This window comes from Streptomyces sp. NBC_00557, assembly GCF_036345995.1.
GTDB lineage: Bacteria > Actinomycetota > Actinomycetes > Streptomycetales > Streptomycetaceae > Streptomyces.
On the sequence record NZ_CP107796.1, the window covers coordinates 7,767,431 to 7,784,534 of the forward strand.

Annotated in this window: 16 protein-coding genes; 13 read left to right on the top strand and 3 right to left on the bottom strand. The window is 71.8% G+C overall.

Features of this window, described 5'->3' with window-relative positions:
- Nucleotide 1 precedes the first annotated feature (1 nt).
- Both OG956_RS34535 and OG956_RS34540 read right to left on the bottom strand, forming a co-directional pair.
- Nucleotides 2–481, bottom strand: coding sequence for an HIT family protein (locus tag OG956_RS34535; protein WP_330341952.1), 480 nt, complete (start codon nt 479–481; stop codon nt 2–4).
- Nucleotides 482–536: 55 nt separating this feature from the next.
- On the bottom strand, nt 537–1,763 hold the full coding sequence (locus OG956_RS34540; RefSeq protein ID WP_330341953.1) for a glucuronyl hydrolase: 1,227 nt from the start codon (nt 1,761–1,763) through the stop codon (nt 537–539).
- A gap of 253 nt (nt 1,764–2,016) precedes the next feature.
- Here OG956_RS34540 and OG956_RS34545 point away from each other — a divergent pair, with 253 nt between their 5' ends.
- The 13 genes from OG956_RS34545 to OG956_RS34605 all read left to right on the top strand — a co-directional run bounded on the left by OG956_RS34545 (nt 2,017) and on the right by OG956_RS34605 (nt 16,135).
- Nucleotides 2,017–2,994: an asparaginase gene (locus OG956_RS34545; RefSeq protein ID WP_330341954.1), complete on the top strand. Its 978-nt coding sequence runs from the start codon at nt 2,017–2,019 to the stop codon at nt 2,992–2,994.
- A gap of 173 nt (nt 2,995–3,167) precedes the next feature.
- Entirely contained in the window at nt 3,168–4,235 is a 1,068-nt protein-coding gene (locus OG956_RS34550) for an ABC transporter ATP-binding protein (RefSeq protein ID WP_330341955.1), read from the top strand.
- Complete coding sequence (locus OG956_RS34555; RefSeq protein WP_330341956.1) at nt 4,232–5,596, top strand: ABC transporter permease; 1,365 nt, start codon at nt 4,232–4,234, stop codon at nt 5,594–5,596. The genes OG956_RS34550 and OG956_RS34555 overlap by 4 nt, the downstream gene beginning before the upstream one ends.
- Nucleotides 5,597–5,604: 8 nt before the next feature.
- Nucleotides 5,605–8,352 carry a bifunctional YncE family protein/alkaline phosphatase family protein gene (locus OG956_RS34560; RefSeq protein ID WP_330341957.1) on the top strand — a complete coding sequence of 916 codons (2,748 nt, stop codon included), beginning with the start codon at nt 5,605–5,607 and terminating at the stop codon, nt 8,350–8,352.
- 221 nt (nt 8,353–8,573) lie between these two features.
- On the top strand, nt 8,574–9,695 hold the full coding sequence (locus OG956_RS34565) for a CapA family protein (RefSeq protein ID WP_330341958.1): 1,122 nt from the start codon (nt 8,574–8,576) through the stop codon (nt 9,693–9,695).
- A gap of 124 nt (nt 9,696–9,819) precedes the next feature.
- The gene (locus OG956_RS34570; RefSeq protein WP_330341959.1) at nt 9,820–10,107 is read left to right on the top strand and encodes a hypothetical protein; all 288 of its coding nucleotides are present in this window, start codon (nt 9,820–9,822) and stop codon (nt 10,105–10,107) included.
- A gap of 240 nt (nt 10,108–10,347) precedes the next feature.
- On the top strand, nt 10,348–10,596 hold the full coding sequence (locus OG956_RS34575) for a DUF5133 domain-containing protein (RefSeq protein ID WP_330341960.1): 249 nt from the start codon (nt 10,348–10,350) through the stop codon (nt 10,594–10,596).
- Nucleotides 10,597–10,655: 59 nt separating this feature from the next.
- On the top strand, nt 10,656–11,075 hold the full coding sequence (locus OG956_RS34580; protein ID WP_330341961.1) for a CBS domain-containing protein: 420 nt from the start codon (nt 10,656–10,658) through the stop codon (nt 11,073–11,075).
- A gap of 303 nt (nt 11,076–11,378) precedes the next feature.
- On the top strand, nt 11,379–12,464 hold the full coding sequence (locus tag OG956_RS34585) for an S-(hydroxymethyl)mycothiol dehydrogenase (protein ID WP_330341962.1): 1,086 nt from the start codon (nt 11,379–11,381) through the stop codon (nt 12,462–12,464).
- Nucleotides 12,464–13,093: an MBL fold metallo-hydrolase gene (locus OG956_RS34590; protein ID WP_330341963.1), complete on the top strand. Its 630-nt coding sequence runs from the start codon at nt 12,464–12,466 to the stop codon at nt 13,091–13,093. The genes OG956_RS34585 and OG956_RS34590 overlap by 1 nt, the downstream gene beginning before the upstream one ends.
- 255 nt (nt 13,094–13,348) lie before the next feature.
- The gene (locus OG956_RS34595; protein WP_330341964.1) at nt 13,349–13,711 is read left to right on the top strand and encodes a bifunctional 3-phenylpropionate/cinnamic acid dioxygenase ferredoxin subunit; all 363 of its coding nucleotides are present in this window, start codon (nt 13,349–13,351) and stop codon (nt 13,709–13,711) included.
- A complete protein-coding gene (locus OG956_RS34600) occupies nt 13,708–14,871 on the top strand; it encodes an NAD(P)/FAD-dependent oxidoreductase (RefSeq protein ID WP_330341965.1) in 1,164 nt (387 codons plus the stop codon). Before OG956_RS34595 ends, OG956_RS34600 begins: the two co-directional genes overlap by 4 nt.
- Nucleotides 14,872–15,001: 130 nt before the next feature.
- Nucleotides 15,002–16,135, top strand: a complete 1,134-nt coding sequence (locus OG956_RS34605) for an aromatic ring-hydroxylating oxygenase subunit alpha (RefSeq protein ID WP_330341966.1) — start codon at nt 15,002–15,004, stop codon at nt 16,133–16,135.
- An 87-nt stretch (nt 16,136–16,222) separates the two neighbouring features.
- Here the strand turns inward: OG956_RS34605 and OG956_RS34610 are convergent, their stop codons facing one another.
- Nucleotides 16,223–17,020, bottom strand: a complete 798-nt coding sequence (locus OG956_RS34610; protein ID WP_330341967.1) for an IclR family transcriptional regulator — start codon at nt 17,018–17,020, stop codon at nt 16,223–16,225.
- Between the last annotated feature and the right edge of the window lie 84 nt (nt 17,021–17,104).

Below are 17,104 nucleotides of genomic sequence, written 5' to 3' on the forward strand. Positions count from 1 at the left end.
GTCAGGCGGCCGAGGCCGCCAGGTCCAGTTCGCCTGCGATCGCGTCCCGCAGCGCGTCGTGCTCCGGACCGAGTGCGAACCGCTCGTCACGCCACCGCTCCGGCGGGTACAGCCACACCGGCTTGCCCACCAGCTCGGACGGCTCCCACTCGAACCGGGGCCAGACGTGGGCGTGCAGGAACGGGTCCGTGTTGCCGAGGATCTCCAGGTTCACCCGGCGGAAGGCGGGATCCAGGCGCCGGCAGGCCCGTTCCACGGCCTCGCCGAGCCGGTCCATGTCGGACAGGAACGCCAGCCGCCTCGCCCTCGGCAGGTCGGACAGCCGCTCCACACCCGGCTCGTCCGCCAGCAGGACCGAGTAGCCGGGCAGGAACTGCACATCCCCGATCACCGCGAAGCCCGCCTCCAGCCGCCGCAGCACCGTGGGGTTCTCACCCCGCAGAGCAGCCCCGATCCGATCGTCACGCCAGTCGTCGCTCACGGCCCCAACCTACGGCCTGTCCCTGCCGGCGGGGGAGTGAGCCGGGTGACCGGCCTCAGACCGTCGACAGGTCGATGGCCCGGTCGACGTCCCGCGGCCGCAGCACGCGCAGGATGCCTTCCAGCAGGTAGTAGTCGGCGTAGGGGAGGGATATCTCGACTCCGTCCTCGGCCGGCCGGTTGCGGGTGCAGCGGGCGACTATCGCCTGCGCGCGGGTGGAGTTCCGGGTCAGGCAGGTCTGCGCCAGCGCGGTGAGGATCCGCAGCGCCACCTGCCGGTAGCCGGGCCGGCCGGTCGCGGCGGACAGGTCGAGCAGCCCGCAGGCCATGACCGCGCCGGCCGAGGCGTCCTTGACGTCGTACGGCGCCTGGGGCGCGCGGTAGTCCCACACGGGGACGTGGTCCGGGGTCAGCGCTCCCACCGCGAAGTCGGCGAGTCTGCACGCCGTGCTCAGGAACTGCCGGTCTCCGGTCCGGCGGTACATCGTGGTGAACCCGTAGACGCCCCAGGCCTGTCCGCGGGACCAGCAGGAATCCGGGCTGTACCCCTGGACCGTGCCGGGGCCGATCGGGGCGCCGGTGCCGGGGTCGAAGTCGAAGACGTGGGGTGTCGAGCCGTCCGGGCGGGGAAAGACCCGTTGCGCCGTCCTGGCGTGCTCCACGGCGATGTGAAGATACCTGTCGTCTCCCGTCTGCCGGCCGGCGAACGCCAGCAGGTCGAGGTTCATGATGGTGTCCATGATGACCCGGCCCGCGTCGACCGGGTCGTTCAGCGCTCCCCAGGCCCGGATGAAGCGGCCGCGGGGGTTGTAGCGCCGGATGAGCGACCCGGCCGCCTCGATCGCGCCAGCGCGCCAGTAGTCGTCGCCGGTCAGCCGCCATGCGGTGACCCAGGACGGAGAGAACAGGAATCCGAGGTCGTGGGTGGTGGTGTCGTACCGGCGCGGGGCGAGCCGGCGGGCGGAGTCGAGGGCCAGCGTCCGGAACATGCCGTCCCCGCTGTGGAGGTACGCCATCCAGAGGGTCCCCGGCCAGAACCCTCCGACCCAGTCACCGTCCTGCGAGTAGACCCACTTCTCGGCCTTCGTGCCGACGGGAAAGTCCGTCACCCCCGGCGCGACGGCGCGCAGTTTCTCCACCGCGTAGTCGGCGGCCGCACGCAGTGCTCGCACGGTCGGCGCCGGGACCGGGTCGCCGGACGCCTGAGCTGTCTGTGCGGGTGCGACGGCGGTGGCCGTGGCACCGGCCGCCACGGTGAGCACGGTGCGCCGGGGAACGCTCATGGACGCCTCCAAGTCAGCGGTGCTGCAGGGACGTTGAGGGAGTCTGGCACGGCGGCCGCCCCCGCGTACACCCATGTGTGCAATGTTCATGGTTGTGAACGACCGGGCGGTCGGGCCTGCTTGCCGAGCGAGGCCCGGCCCCGGGTAGCGTGCGCAGCGACCCGCTCATCCGGCCGCGTGCCCGGCGATCCCGGGACCGGCCGGGAGGGTCGCCCCGTCAGGCCCCTGGTTCCGTCAGGAAGGTGACCCGCCGATGCCTCAGCCCGCCACGACACCCGCCGCGAGCACGCCGACCGCCCCGGTCCTCGCCGAGGTCGTCCGCTCCGGATTCGTCGAAGGGCGCCACCGGGGCAGCGTGGTGGCGCTCGCCGCGGACGGGTCGGTGGAGTGGGCGATCGGCGATGTCACCTCCCCCGTCTTCCCGCGCTCCGCCAACAAGCCGATGCAGGCGGCGGGCATGCTGCGGGCCGGCCTCGACCTCGCGGGCGAGCGGCTGGCCCTGGCCGCCGCGAGCCACTCCGGCGAACCGTTCCACCGCGACCTCGTGCGCACGATGCTGAAGGAGCACGGGCTCACCCCCGATCACCTCCAGTGCCCGCCCGCCCTCCCCCTGGACCAGCAGGAGCAGGAGGCCTACCTCGCGGCCGGCGGCCGGCGCGACCGAGTGGCCATGAACTGCTCCGGCAAGCACACGGCGATGCTGGCCGCCGCCGCACTGCGCACCTGGCCGCTGGAGTCCTACCTCGACCCGGAGCATCCCCTCCAGCGCGTCATCCGCACGGCCGTGGAGGAGGCGGCCGGCGAACCGGTGGCCGCCGTCGGCGTGGACGGCTGCGGTGCGCCGCTGATGGCGATCAGCCTGACCGGCCTCGCCCGCGCCTTCCGCTCCCTCGTCCTCGCCGCCCCCGGCAGCCCCGAACAGCGGGTCGCCGACGCCATGCGCGCCCACCCCGAGTACGTCGCGGGCACCCACCGCCACGACACCTGGCTCATGCGGGAGATACCGGGCGTCCTGGCGAAGGTGGGCGCCGAAGCCGTACAGGGCCTCGCCCTGCCCGACGGGCGTGCCCTGGCCCTCAAGATCGAGGACGGGGGAGTCCGGGCCCTCGGCCCCGTGCTGGCCCGCGCCTTGCGACTGACGGGGGTCACGGCGCCCGTCCTGGAGCGCGTCGGCCGCGCGCCGGTGCTGGGCCGCGGGGAGGAGGTGGGGGAGGTGCGTGCCGTCTTCTGACCTGCGGTTGACGGCACGTCACGGGGCCCGGGAGCCGCAGGGGCTGCGGCGGCCTTGCCGTCCGGGACCGACGGACGGCTGTTGTCTTGCGTTCCGTGAGCGTTCAACTGACGCTTCCTGTGCGTACGGTGTGCTCTCCCTAGGGTCCATGAGGCTTGCGAAAGAAGGGGCTCATGGACTCACTCCTCGCCGTCCGGGCTCGCGGGATCACCAAGTGCTTCGGTGATGTCGTCGCTCTCGACGGGATCGATCTGGATGTGGCGCAGGGACGGATCCACGGCCTGGTCGGCCCGAACGGCGCCGGCAAGACGACGCTTCTCGGGCTCCTGCTCGGGCTCGCCGTGGCCGACAGCGGCCGTCTGGAGATCCTCGGCACGCCGGTGGGCAGGACGTACGCCGCTCCCGACGGGGTCGCCGGGTTCGTCGACGGCCCCGGCCTCTACCCGTCGCTGACCGCCCGGCAGAACCTCGCCGCGCTCGCCGCCCTGCGCGGCGGCGACGTGCGCACGGCCGGCATCGACGACGTCATCGGCCAGGTCGGACTCACCGATGTCGCCGACGACCGCGTCCGCGGCTTCTCCCTCGGCATGCGGCAGCGGCTCGGGCTCGCCGCCGCCCTGCTCACCAGGCCCCGGCTGCTCGTGCTCGACGAGCCGTCCAACGGCCTCGACCCGGCGGGCAAGAAGCACGTCCACGGCGTCCTCACCCGGCTGGCGGCGGAGGGAACCGGTGTCGTGCTCTCCAGCCACCGCATGGACGACCTCGAGGCGCTGTGCTCCGACGTCACCATCCTCGCCACCGGACGGGTCGTGTTCTCCGGACCCGTGCGCAAACTGGCCGCCGAGAGCCGGGAACTCGACTACCGGCTGATCGCCTCCGACCCGCAGGGCGCCCGCCGCATCGCCGCCGACACGCCCGGGGTCCACCTCGTCGAGGAGGGGCGCCCTGGCGGCGAGGAACTGCTCGTCGTACGCGCCCTGGTGCCGGACCTCGACGCGCTCGTGGTGCGGCTCGTCCGGGCGGGCATCGCCCTGCGCGAACTCGCCCCGGTGGTCTCCCCGCTGGAGGCGGCCTTCCTCGCCCTGACGGAGCATCAGGGGGAGGGCGGGGAAAGGGCGGATTCCGGTGCCGGGCAGCCGGAGCCCCTCACGAGCCGGCCCGTCTCCGCCGCCGTACCGCGGCAGGAAGCCGGCGCTTCGGCCCAGCACACCCACGCCCAGCAGCAGGAGGCCGGCCGATGACCGCGACCGCACCCGCACCCGCCCCCGACCGGACCACCGCTCCCGCACGTGTCTCGGTTGCCCGGGGCTACCGCTTCGAACTGGTGAAGCTCGTCTCCCAATGGCGGATCCGTCTGCTGGTGCTCGCCTGCTGGGTCGCGCCGGGGCTCTTCGTCGCGGCGGTGAGCCAGCAGAGCACGCTCCCCTCGGACACCCTCTTCGGCCGCTGGATGCTCACCACCGGATGGGCCGGGCCGCTGGTGATGCTCGGCTTCTCGGGCACCTGGGCGCTGCCGCTGCTGACCTCGGTGGTCGCCGGTGACGTGTTCGCCTCCGAGGACCGGCTCGGCACCTGGCGGCACCTGCTCGTGGCGGTCCGCTCGCCCCGGCGGATCTTCGCGGCGAAGGCGTTGGCCGGGCTCACCGTCATCGTGCTGCTCGTGGCCGGGCTGGCCTGCTCCAGCGCGGCCGGCGGCCTCGTGACCGTCGGCAGCCGGCCGCTGGTCGGCCTCGACGGCCACCAGCTGACGCCCTCGGACGCGGCCGGCAAGGTCGCCCTCGCCTGGCTGTGCGTCCTCGCCCCCACCCTGGCCCTCGCCGCGATCGGGCTCCTCGGCTCCATCGTGCTGGGGCGGTCCCCGATGGGGCTGCTGCTGCCCGCGGTCGTCGCGCTCGCGATGCAGCTCGCCCAGATGCTGCCGCTCCCGGTCGCGGTACGCCTCGCCCTGCCCGGCTACGCCTTCATCGCCTGGAACGGCCTGTTCACCAGCCCCGCACAGCTCGGCCCGCTCCTGATCGGGGTGGGGGTCGGCCTGCTGTGGGCCGTGGTGGCGACAACGCTGGCGTATCTGCTGTTCCTCCGGCGGGACTTCACGCACGTGACCGCCGACGGCCTGGGACTCCGCGCGGTCACCGCCGGCCTCCTGCCGCTGCTGGCACTGACCGGCGTCACCGTCGCCGTCCTCGCCCCGGCGACCGGGGCCACCGGCTCGGGCATCTCGCAGGACAAGGTGCAGCGCTCGCTCGCCACCGAGTTCGCCCACCTGTACCGCCTGCAGACCGAGCAGCTCCACCGTCCCGATGTCACGGAAGCGCAGCTGAAGACCACGGCCTCGTGCGACAAGGGCAGCGTGCGGGTCGCCGCCGAGGGCCCCGGCAACGACTGGCGCTGCGTCGTGTCCTGGCATCTGCCCGGCGTCGAGGCCACCGGGACGGCCGTCTACCAACTCGACGTCACCTCAGACGGGCGGTTCGTCGCCGACGGCGACGGACCGAAGGAAGTGAACGGCTACTTCCTGGTGCGGACCCCGACCGGCGACGCACCGAACCCACTTTGGCAGTTCGACGGCAACGTCGAACTTCTCCAGCCCTCGAAGGGATGACTCTCCCCATGCAGGTAACCCGCAACCGCCGATCCGAGCAGACGGAGTTCCGTGCCAGACGAGGGGGGCGCCGCAGCGCCCTCACGGTGGGCGCCACGGCCGTGGTCCTCGCCGTCACCGCCGGCGTCGGTTACGCCCAGACCCACCAGTTCGGCACCGACCAGGTCGGTCAGACGACCGACCGCGGCCAGGTGATCTCCAGCGACCAGTACATCGCCCCCTACGGCGACCGCCTCGTCATCAACAACGGCAAGATCATGTCGTCCTCGCCCAGCCCGGACGGCACCCACGTCGCGGCCTCGGTCGCCGACGGCGGTGCGGCGCTGGCCATCGTCGACGTCAAGAACTGGAAGGTGCAGCAGGTCGTCGGCACCGCGGCCACCTCGAGCCCGCGCCTGAGCAGCAACTCCGTGGGCCAGGAAGGCCCCACGTACTCGCCCGACGGCAAGCAGCTGTGGCTGGGCCAGACCGACGGCTACACCAAGTTCACGGTCAACCCGGACGGCACGGTCGCCAATCCGGTGGCCGTCAGGATCCCGGCGGACGGCTCCCAGCGCGCCCTGGTCGGCGCGGCGGTGTTCTCCGCCGACGGCTCCACCGTGTACTCGGCGGTCAACGGCCAGAACCGGGTGGTCGCCATCGACACGGCGACCGGCGCCGTCAAGCAGAGCTGGAGCGTGGGCAACGCCCCGCGCGACCTGGTCCAGGTCGGCGACAAGCTCTACGTCAGCAACGAGGGCGGCCGCCCGGCCAAGGCCGGCGACACCACCATGAACTCGTACGGCACCCAGGTGCCGGCCGACCCGAAGACCGGTGCCACCACCACCGGTACGGTCAGCGTCATCGACCTGGCGAACCCGCAGGCCGCCCCCGCCAGCATCGACGTCGGTCTGCACCCGACCGCGCTGTACGCCAAGGGCAGGGCGCTGTTCGTCACCAACACCGCCGACAACAGCGTGTCGGTCATCGACACCCAGAAGAACAAGGTCGTCCAGACCATCGACACCCAGCCGTGGCCGGAGGCGAAGGTCGGCTACGAGCCCAACGCGGTGACCCTCACCGACGACGGCCGCCTGCTGGTGACCCTCGGCCGCGCCAACGCGGTCGCCGTCTACCGGTACAAGAGCCCGCTGGAGCCGGTGAGTTACGTCGGCCTGCTCCCGACGGACTACTTCCCCGCGGAGATCACGACCGTCGGCGACCAGGTGCTGGTGTCCAACACGCGTGGTATCGACGCCCGCCGCCCGAACAACCCCGCCGGGCACGGCACCCACGACACGACCTCGAGCCTGACGCGGTTCACCCTGCCGGACGACAGCGTCATCAGGTCCGAGACCGCCAAGGTCTTCCAGCAGAACGGCTGGACGCCCGGCTCGGTCTCCGTGGCCAAGGGCCGCGGCACGGCGCAGCCGGTGGCGGTGCCGCAGCGGCTCGGCGACCCGTCGACGATCAAGCACGTCTTCCTGATCGTCAAGGAGAACCGGACCTACGACCAGGTCTTCGGCGACATGCCGCAGGGCAACGGCGACCCGTCGGTGACGCAGTTCGGCGAGAACGTGACGCCGAACCAGCACGCGCTGGCCAAGCAGTTCGGCCTGTACGACAACACCTACGACATCGGCACCAACTCCGCCGAGGGCCACAACTGGCTGATGCAGGCCGACGACCCGGAGTACACCGAGTCCTCGGCGGGCGAGTACCAGCGCAGCTACGACACCGAGAACGACGCCCTCGGCCACCAGAAGTCCGGCTTCCTGTGGTCCGGTGCGCAAGCCGCCGGCAAGACGGTGCGGGACTTCGGCGAGTTCCAGTCGGTCGAGAGCAAGCCGGCCGGTGCGACCTGGCAGAACCTGTACTGCGACGCCAAGAACATGGACGCCACGGGTCAGCCCACCGCCTACCCCATCCAGACGGGTTCGGCGATACCGTCGCTCAACTCCGTGTCCGCGCCCGGCTTCCCGATGTTCGACCTGGACGTCCCGGACGTCTACAAGTACGAGATCTGGAAGCAGGACTTCGAGAAGAACGGTCCGGCGAACCTGAACATGTTCTGGCTCTCCAACGACCACACCGGCGGTCCGGCGAGCCCGGCGGCCCAGGTCGCGGACAACGACCTCGCGGTCGGCAGGATGGTCGACACCATCTCGCACAGCAAGTACTGGAAGGACTCGGCGATCTTCGTCGTCGAGGACGACTCCCAGGCCGGTCTCGACCACGTCGACGGCCACCGTGCCCCGATCCAGGTCATCAGCCCCTGGGCCCAGCACGGCGCCGTCGACAGCCACTACTACTCGCAGATCACGATGATCCGCACCATCGAGCAGATCCTCGGGATCCACCCGATGAACCAGAAGGACAGCGCGGCCACTCCGATGCGCGGGGCCTTCACCCGGCGCCCGGACTACACGCCGTTCACGGCGCTGCCCAACCGGACCTCGCTGACCGACGGCCTGAAGACCCCGCCCTCCTGCGGTACGGACACCCCGGCGGCGCAGGACCCGAAGGCGGCGGCCGTCCCGGCGACGAAGGTCCCGGCCGGCATGAAGCAGCTCGCCGCCGAGTGGGACGGCTGGAAGTCGAAGCAGCACCTCACCGGCTCCCACGCCGTCCCCGACTTCGCCAACCCCGCCCAGATGAACCACTACACCTGGTACATGACGCACAACTGGCAGACGCCGTACCCCGGTGAGAAGAAGATCTACGCACCGAACGACGTGCCGGGTGCCTACATCCCGTCGTCGGAGTCCGACGGCTGACGCACCCTGATGCGCCGAGGACCCCAGGCAGGCCACCCGCCCGCCGGGGTCCTCGTCGTTCACCGGCACGCTCGCGGCCACGGCTTCCGGGCCAGGCCTCCGCGCTCGGCGATGATGCTGCGTGCGGGCGGACACGGAGAGCCGCCACCGGTCGCGCTGTGCTGCCCGCAGGCCTGTGCGCACCGTCCCCACTCCGGGCCGAGCCGCCTAGGGTGGAGGGCATGGGCGGCGTGGTGACGCTGTTTCTCTGCGGTGACGTGATGCTGGGGCGCGGCGTCGACCAGATCCTTCCGCACCCGGGAGATCCGGTGCTGCGCGAGGGCTACGTGACGGACGCCCGCTCCTACGTGGAGCTGGCCGAAGCGGTCAGCGGCCCGGTCCCCGCACCGGTCGCGCCCGGCTGGCCGTGGGGCGAGGCGCTGCGGCTGCTGGACGAGGCCGCCCCGGACGCCCGGATCGTGAACCTGGAGACGGCTGTCACCCGCAGTGACGCGTTCGCCCCGGGCAAGGCCGTGCACTACCGGATGCACCCCGCCAACCTGTCCGCCCTGACGGTGGCCCGGCCCGATGTGTGCGTGCTGGCCAACAACCACGTGCTGGACTTCGGCCGGCCGGGCCTGGAGGAGACGCTGGACTCGCTCGCCGGCGCGGGCCTGCGGACCGTGGGCGCGGGACGCGACGCCGACGAGGCCTTCGCGCCCGCTGCGGTCCCCGCCGGCCCCGGCCGCCGCGTCCTGGTCTTCGCCCTCGGCGCCCCGTCCAGCGGCATACCGCCCGACTGGGCCGCCACCGCGGACCGGCCGGGCGTCGCCTTCGTCCGAGAGCTGTCCGCCGCGGCGGCCGAGGGCTGCGTCCGGCGGGTACGGCGGGCGAGGCGGCCGGGGGACATCGCGGTGGTGTCCGTGCACTGGGGATCCAACTGGGGCTACGGCGTCCCCCGCGAGCAGATCCGCTTCGCGCGCACCCTGGTGGACGGCGGCGTCGACATCGTCCACGGGCACTCCTCGCACCACCCCCGCCCCGCCGAGGTGTACCGGGACCGGCTGATCCTCTACGGCTGCGGCGACTTCATCGACGACTACGAGGGCATCACCGGCTACGAGGAGTACCGCGACGACCTCCGGCTCGGCTACCTGGTCTCGGCGGAGGCGGACACGGGCGCCCTGGCCGGGCTGCGGATGTTCCCCCTCAGGGCGCGGCGGATGCGGCTGGAGCCCGCCGGCGAGCAGGACCGGGCCTGGCTGCGCTCGACCCTCGACCGCGTCAGCCACGGCCTCCACATCGGCGTCACGGCCGACGGCACGCTCGTCCTCGAGACGGGGAGCACGGGCGGGCCGGCGTAGTGCCCCGGGCCGCGTCTCGCACGGGCCCCTGCCGCCCCGGACGGCGCGCTGTGCCGCGGCGGTACGGGCTCAGTGTGGCGGGTACCCGACGCGTCGGCAGACGTTTCCTGAGGAGATGACTCGCATGCTGTTCCTCGGACTGCTCCTGCTCGCGGGTGCCGGCGCCTTCACGGCCCTGGCGATCCTCGACAACCTGTCGGGCGGGCCCCAGTACACCGTTTCCGTCCTCGGGCACGACATCGCCAGCATGAACGGGCTCGCGCTGTTCAGCTCGGGCCTCGCGCTGGCGCTGATCTTCTGTCTGGGGCTGGCCATGATGTCGGCGAGCGCCGGCCACCGCCGCCGTCACCGCCGCCCTCGCACTCCCTGGCGGCGCGGGACGGGGGACACGACCACGCTCGGGCCCGCATGATCCCGGGCGAGGACCTGGACGCCGGAGGGCCATGACCGGGCGCAGCGGCGTCCCCGGGACGCCCCTCCTCCCCGGTGCTCGCCGGGCCACCGATTGAAAGCCCAACAAGACATCGCCGTACAGCTGGTGCACGATGGCTGAAGGCCTTGTTCGGGGTGAAGGACGCACGCCGTTGCGCCGTGGCAGCGGCGTCACCACTGTCGGAGAGTCCGCCGAGTCCCTGGGGCGGTGACCTGGATCATGCTCCTACCGTCCAGATCCGAAGTGTTCCGTCAGCTGCGTCGCTACCTGGTGTGCGAGCGGGCCGCGGTCGCGGCGCCCGCCGACCTCGCCACCCGCGCGGCCTTCGAGGACTGCGGTTACACGCTGTGTGTGCTGATGGGCGAGCGTACCCCGCGCGAGGCGGCCGACGCCGCCCGTCGATACCTGCGCACCGATCTGGTCACCTATCTGCGCGAGCGGAACCGGCGTACGCCCGTGACGCGTTGACGGCGTCCGGACCTCGCGCCCTGCCGCTCCGCGCGCTGCAACATGTGGAAGGACGAGCGATGACGACTGCCAAGGACATCATGCACCCGGGGGCCCAGTGGATCCCCCGGTACGAGACGCTGGACCGCGCCGCACAGATGATGCGGGACCACGAGGTGGGCGCGCTTCCGGTCAGCGACCCCGACAACGGCGACCGGATGGTCGGCATCATCACCGACCGCGACATCGTGGTGAAGTGCGTCGCCTCGGGCCACGACCCGGCGCGGATGACCTGTGCCGACCTGTGCGAGGGGACGCCGCGCTGGATCGATGCGGACGCCGACATCTCGGAGGCGCTGCGCGAGATGGAGGGCCACCAGATCAAGCGGCTCCCGGTGGTCGAGAACAAGCGCATGATCGGCATGATCAGCGAGACCGACATCGCCCGGCACCTCGACCGAGGCCAGCTGGCCGAGTTCGTGCAGCACGTCTACGCCTGATCGCGGCGCAGGGACGGCGCCCGGGGCCGGATGCCATCGCGTCCGGCCCCGGGCGCCGTCGCTTTCGCGTGTCCGCCGATACCCGGCCGGTAACCCCTGCCTTTGCGCGTGTGCCGAGCGGCCCGCCGGTGCAACCGTGCCGGGACCGCATTTGTCTGCCGCACACCCCACCCATACCCGCTGCCTGTTCCCTCGTGCCGGATCCTTGACCGCTGCTTCGGCCTCCGCGATGCTGTGTTGCGAAACGTGAGAGGTGTGCCGTAATAGGCAACATCTCGCCCCTCTGTGAGCCGAGGAGTGGCCATGACTCAGCAGGTCCGCGGTGTCGTCGCGCGGAGCAAGGGCGCCCCCGTCAGTCTGGAGACGATCATCGTGCCCGACCCGGGTCCGGGCGAGGCAGTGGTCAAGATCGAGGCCTGCGGTGTCTGCCACACCGATCTGCACTACCGCGAGGGCGGCATCAGCGACGACTTCCCGTTCCTGCTGGGGCACGAGGCCGCCGGTGTCGTCGAGGCGGTCGGCGAGGGGGTCACCGACGTGGCGCCCGGTGACTTCGTGATCCTCAACTGGCGTGCGGTGTGCGGGAACTGCCGGGCCTGTCTGCGCGGCCGGCCCTGGTACTGCTTCAACACGCACAACGCGCAGCAGAGGATGACCCTGGCCGACGGCACCGAGCTGTCGCCCGCGCTGGGCATCGGCGCCTTCGCCGAGAAGACCCTCGTGGCGGCGGGCCAGTGCACCAAGGTCGACCGGGCCGCCTCGCCGGCCGCCGCCGGGCTGCTGGGCTGCGGGGTGATGGCCGGCATCGGCGCCGCCATCAACACCGGGAACGTCGGGCGCGGGGACACCGTGGCCGTGATCGGCTGCGGCGGCGTCGGAGCCGCCGCGGTCGTCGGCTCGAGCCTGGCCGGCGCGGCCAAGGTCATCGCGGTGGACATCGACGACCGCAAGCTGGAGACCGCGAGGAAGCTGGGCGCCACCCACACCGTCAACTCCAGGAACACCGAGGCGGTGCAGGCGATCCGCGAGCTGACCGGCGGCTTCGGCGCCGATGTCGTCATCGAGGCCGTCGGCCGCCCCGAGACGTACCGGCAGGCCTTCTACGCCCGCGACCTCGCAGGCACCGTGGTCCTGGTCGGCGTCCCCACACCCGAGATGCAGCTCGAACTGCCCCTGCTGGACGTCTTCGGCCGCGGCGGCGCCCTGAAGTCCTCCTGGTACGGCGACTGCCTGCCCTCCCGCGACTTCCCCATGCTGATCGACCTGTATCTGCAGGGCCGGCTCGACCTGGACGCCTTCGTCACCGAGACGATCCAGCTGGACGAGGTGGAGAAGGCCTTCGAGCGGATGCACGGCGGTGACGTGCTGCGCTCGGTGGTGGTGTTCTGATGACCGTACGCATCGAACGCCTCGTCACCAGCGGGCAGTTCACCCTCGACGGCGGCACCTGGGACGTCGAGAACAACGTGTGGATCGTCGGCGACGAACGGGAGGTGATCGTCATCGACGCCGCCCACGACGCCGAGGCCATCGCCCGGGCGGTCGGCGGACGCGCGCTGCGGGCGATCGTGAGCACCCATGCGCACAACGACCACATCGACGCCGCACCCGAACTCTCGGCCCGCACCGGCGCCCCGGTCCTGCTGCACCCCGACGACCTGCCGCTGTGGAAACAGACCCATCCCGACCGGGCGCCCGACGGCGAGCTGGCCGACGGGCAGCGCCTGTCCGTCGCCGGCGTGGAGCTGACCGTGCTGCACACCCCGGGACACGCCCCGGGCGCCGTCTGCCTGCACGCCCCGCGGCTCTCCGCGCTCTTCAGCGGCGACACCCTGTTCTCCGGCGGGCCGGGGGCGACGGGACGGTCGTACAGCGACTTCCCGACCATCATCCGGTCGATCAGCCAGCGGCTGCTCACCCTGCCCCAGGACACCGTCGTGCACACCGGTCACGGCGACACCACCACCATCGGCGCCGAGGCGCCGCACCTGAAGGAGTGGATCGAACGCGGTCACTGACCGCCCGGCGGCCGACGGCCCTGCCCCGGTGACGGACCCGAGCGTCACGGCACCGGGGCAGGGCCGTCGCCGTCCTCCGCGAAGCTTGCCGATCCGCACGCTGACCTGCGGTTTCGAGAGCGCTTCCGGCTGCCCTGACGACGCGCGTGAAACGCCGTGCGAACCGCCTCGCGCACGCCTTGACATCCCTTCAGGGCGGCCCCAGACTGACGTTGCGCTTAATGCAATCCGTTTCGCTATACGCACCGAGGTGTCATGATGATTCCCGCGTGCCGTCTCGCGGATCTGCCGCGAGGTGAGGCCCACCGGCTCGACATCGACCCGCCGGTCTCGGTGTTCCACACCGACGACGGCGAACTCTTCGCCATCGACGACACCTGCACCCACCAGGACGCGTCGCTCGCCGACGGCTGGCTTGAGGGCTGCGAGGTCGAATGCCCCCTGCACGCCTCGAAGTTCGACCTGAGGACCGGAGCCGTGGACGCACCGCCGGCCAAGCTTCCCGTCCGCACCCACGAGGTCGTCGTCGAGGACGGCATGATCTACGTGCGGCTCTCCACCGAGGCGCCCAACCTGCCGCCGTGCGTCGCCGCCCGCCTGGCCGGAGGCCCCGCGTGAGGACCGTCGCCGTGGTGGGCGCCTCGCTGGCCGGTCTGTCGGCCGCGCGCTCGCTGCGGAAACGGGGGTACGACGGCCGGCTGGTGATCGTCGGCGACGAGCCCCACCGCCCCTACGACAGGCCGCCGCTGTCCAAGGAGTTCCTGGCCGGCGCCATCGGCGAAGCGGATCTGGCGCTGGAGACGGACGACGACGAGCTGCGCGCGGAGTGGCTGCTCGGCGCCCGCGCCACCGGGCTGGACCGCGCCGAACGGACCGTCCGGCTCGCCGACGGCCGTGCGATACGCGCCGACGGCGTGGTCATCGCGACCGGCGCGGCCGCCCGCACCCTGCCCGGCACCGACGGTCTGGCCGGCGTCCACGTGCTGCGCACCCTCGACGACGCCCGCGCCCTCAGGGACGACCTCGCCCGCGGCGGACGGGTGGTGGTGATCGGCGGCGGGTTCGTCGGCGCCGAGGTCGCCTCCACGGCGTACGCCCTCGGACGGGACGTGACCGTGGTCGAGGCGGCCCGCACGCCGCTGGCCGGACCGCTCGGCGAGACCATGGGCGGGGTCGTCTCCGCCCTCCACGCGGACCACGGTGTGCGCCTGCTGTGCGGCGTCGGGGTCAAGGGGCTGAGCGGAGAGCGCCGGGTCGAGGCCGTGCTGCTGGAGGACGGCCGCACCGTCCCCGCGGACACCGTCGTCGTCGGCGTCGGCGCACGCCCCTGCGTCGAGTGGCTGGCGGGATCCGGCGTCGCCCTCGACAACGGCGTGAAGTGCGGCGCCGACGGCCGGACCAGCGTGGCCGGGGTGGTCGCCGTGGGCGACTGCGCCAACTGGTACGACCCGCACACCGGGCTCCACCGCAGGGTCGAGCACTGGACCGGCGCACGGGAGCGTCCGGACGCCGCCGTCGCCGCGCTGCTCGCGCACGGCGCGATCGAACCGGCCGCGCCCCGGCCGCCGTACTTCTGGTCCGACCAGTACGGCGTGAAGATCCAGTTCGTCGGGCACGCCGCCGGCGCCGACAGCGTGACGGTCGAGGAGGGCTCGGTCGACGACCGCAGCTTTCTGGCCGTCTACCGCAAGGACGGCCGGGAAGTCGCCGTGCTCGGCATGAACCAGCCTCGGCTGTTCACCCGCCGGCGCAGGCAGTTCGCCGCCGCCGCGTCTTGACACCACCCCGGCGCCACCTCATGCTGCGTTGCACATCAAACGCAGTGTTGCTTCATACACAACGCTGACCGGAGTCGCTCTTCCCGGCGCGTGACCTACCGATCCACGACGTTCCCCCGAGGAGTGCACCGTGACCTCGACCAGCCTGCCGGACAGCCTGATCGCCACCCTCCCCGGCTCCGCCTACACGGACCCCGCCGTCTTCGCCCAGGAACAGGAACGCGTCTTCGAGACCATGTGGTTCTGCGTCGCACGCGCCTCCGAGCTGGCCAGGCCCGGCGCCTTCCGCACCGTGGACGTGGGCCGCGAGAGCATCCTCGTCACCCGGGCCCGGGACCATTCCATCCGCGCCTACTTCAACGTCTGCCGGCACCGCGGCGCCAAGCTGTGCACCGAGGAGACGGGCGAGGTGAAGCGGGCCTTCCAGTGCCCTTACCACGCCTGGACCTACGACCTGAACGGCAAGCTCGTCGCGGCCCCCAACCTCACCAAGATGCCCGACGTGGGCCGCACGGAGTACGGCCTGGTGGGCGTGACCGTCCGCGAATGGCTCGGCTATGTCTGGGTGTGCCTGGCGGAGAACCCGCCCTCCTTCGAGGAGGACGTGATCGGGGCGGTGGTGGAGCGGCTGGGCGACACCGAGTCGATCGAGCGCTACGACATCGCGAACCTGTCGGTGGGCAGGCGGATCGTCTACGACGTGAAGGCGAACTGGAAGCTGATCATCGAGAACTTCATGGAGTGCTACCACTGCGCCACGATCCACCCCGAACTCACCGAGGTGCTCCCGGAGTTCGCCGACGGCTACGCGGCCCAGTACTACGTCGGCCACGGCGCGGAGTTCGGTGAGGAGATCCAGGGCTTCACCGTGGACGGCTCCGAGGGCCTCGACCGCATCCCCGGGGTCTCCGCGGAACAGGACCGCCGCTACTACGCCATCACGGTCAAGCCGCAGGTGTTCATCAACCTGGTGCCCGACCATGTGATCTTCCACCGGATGTACCCGGTGGCCGTCGACCGCACGGTCGTCGAGTGCGACTGGCTCTACCTGCCGCACGTCGTGGAGAGCGGCAAGGACGTCAGCCGCTCGGTGGAGCTGTTCGACCGGGTCAACCGCCAGGACTTCGACGCCTGCGAACGCACCCAGCCCGGGATGAGCTCGCGGATGTACGCCAAGGGCGGCGTGCTCGTGCCCAGTGAGCACCACATCGGCGCCTTCCACGACTGGGTGAACGAGCGTCTCGGCACGCCGCGGCCCCGGTGACGCGACGGCGGGGAGGGGCGGCCGTGGCCCGCGCGGGGGGCGTACGCGGGCCGTGCGACGGTCGTGCGGCGGTCGCGGACGGGGCGGTCAGCCGAGGTATCCCATCCGGTGGCTGATCTCCTCCGCGCCCTTGACCAGCAGCGGAGCCAGCTCGTGCATGCGCTCCTCGGTGAACCGGTACGCGGGCCCGGAGGCGCTGATCGACGCGATGACCCGGCCCTCCCGGTCCCGGATCGGGGCGGCCATGGCGTGCAGGCCGATCTCCAGCTCCTCCAGCGTCCAGGCGTAGCCGCGCTCCCGGGCCTCGGAGAGGTTCTTCTCCAGCTTCGTCTTCGCGGTGATCGTGTGCGGAGTCAGCTTCTTCAGGCCCGCCTCCGCGAGCAGCGCGGCGCGTTCCCTGGCCGGCAGGTGGGCCAGCATGATCTTGCCGCTGGAGGTGGCGTGCAGCGGGGTCAGCTGGCCGACCCAGTTGTGCGCGGTGATGGCGGACTGGCCGCGCACCTGGTAGAGGTTGATCGCATAGTGCTCCTGCATCACGGCGATGTTGACCGTCTCGCCGATCTCCTCCGCCAGCCGCTCGCACACCGCGCGGCCCTGCTGGGTGATGTCGATGCGTCCCGTGACGGCGCCCGCCAGGCGTACGATGCCGAAGCCGAGCGAGTACTTCCCCCGCTCGCCCGACTGCTCCACCAGGCCGCGCGCCTCCAGGGCGCCGAGCAGGCGGAACGCGGTGGACTTGTGCACATCGATCTCGGCAGCCACCTCGCTGACACCGGCCTCGCCGCGCTGGGCCAGGATCTCCAGCACGCTGATGGCCCGGTCGACGGACTGCACTCCGCCGGGCGGTGAACCCTGCGTTTCCGTATCCGGACTGTAGTTGCTCATAGCGGAACTATACGCGGAGTAAACAACAACTCTGCAAGTAACGCGGCGTGCACAAAGATCTTACAAGTTGCGTTGTTCGCAACC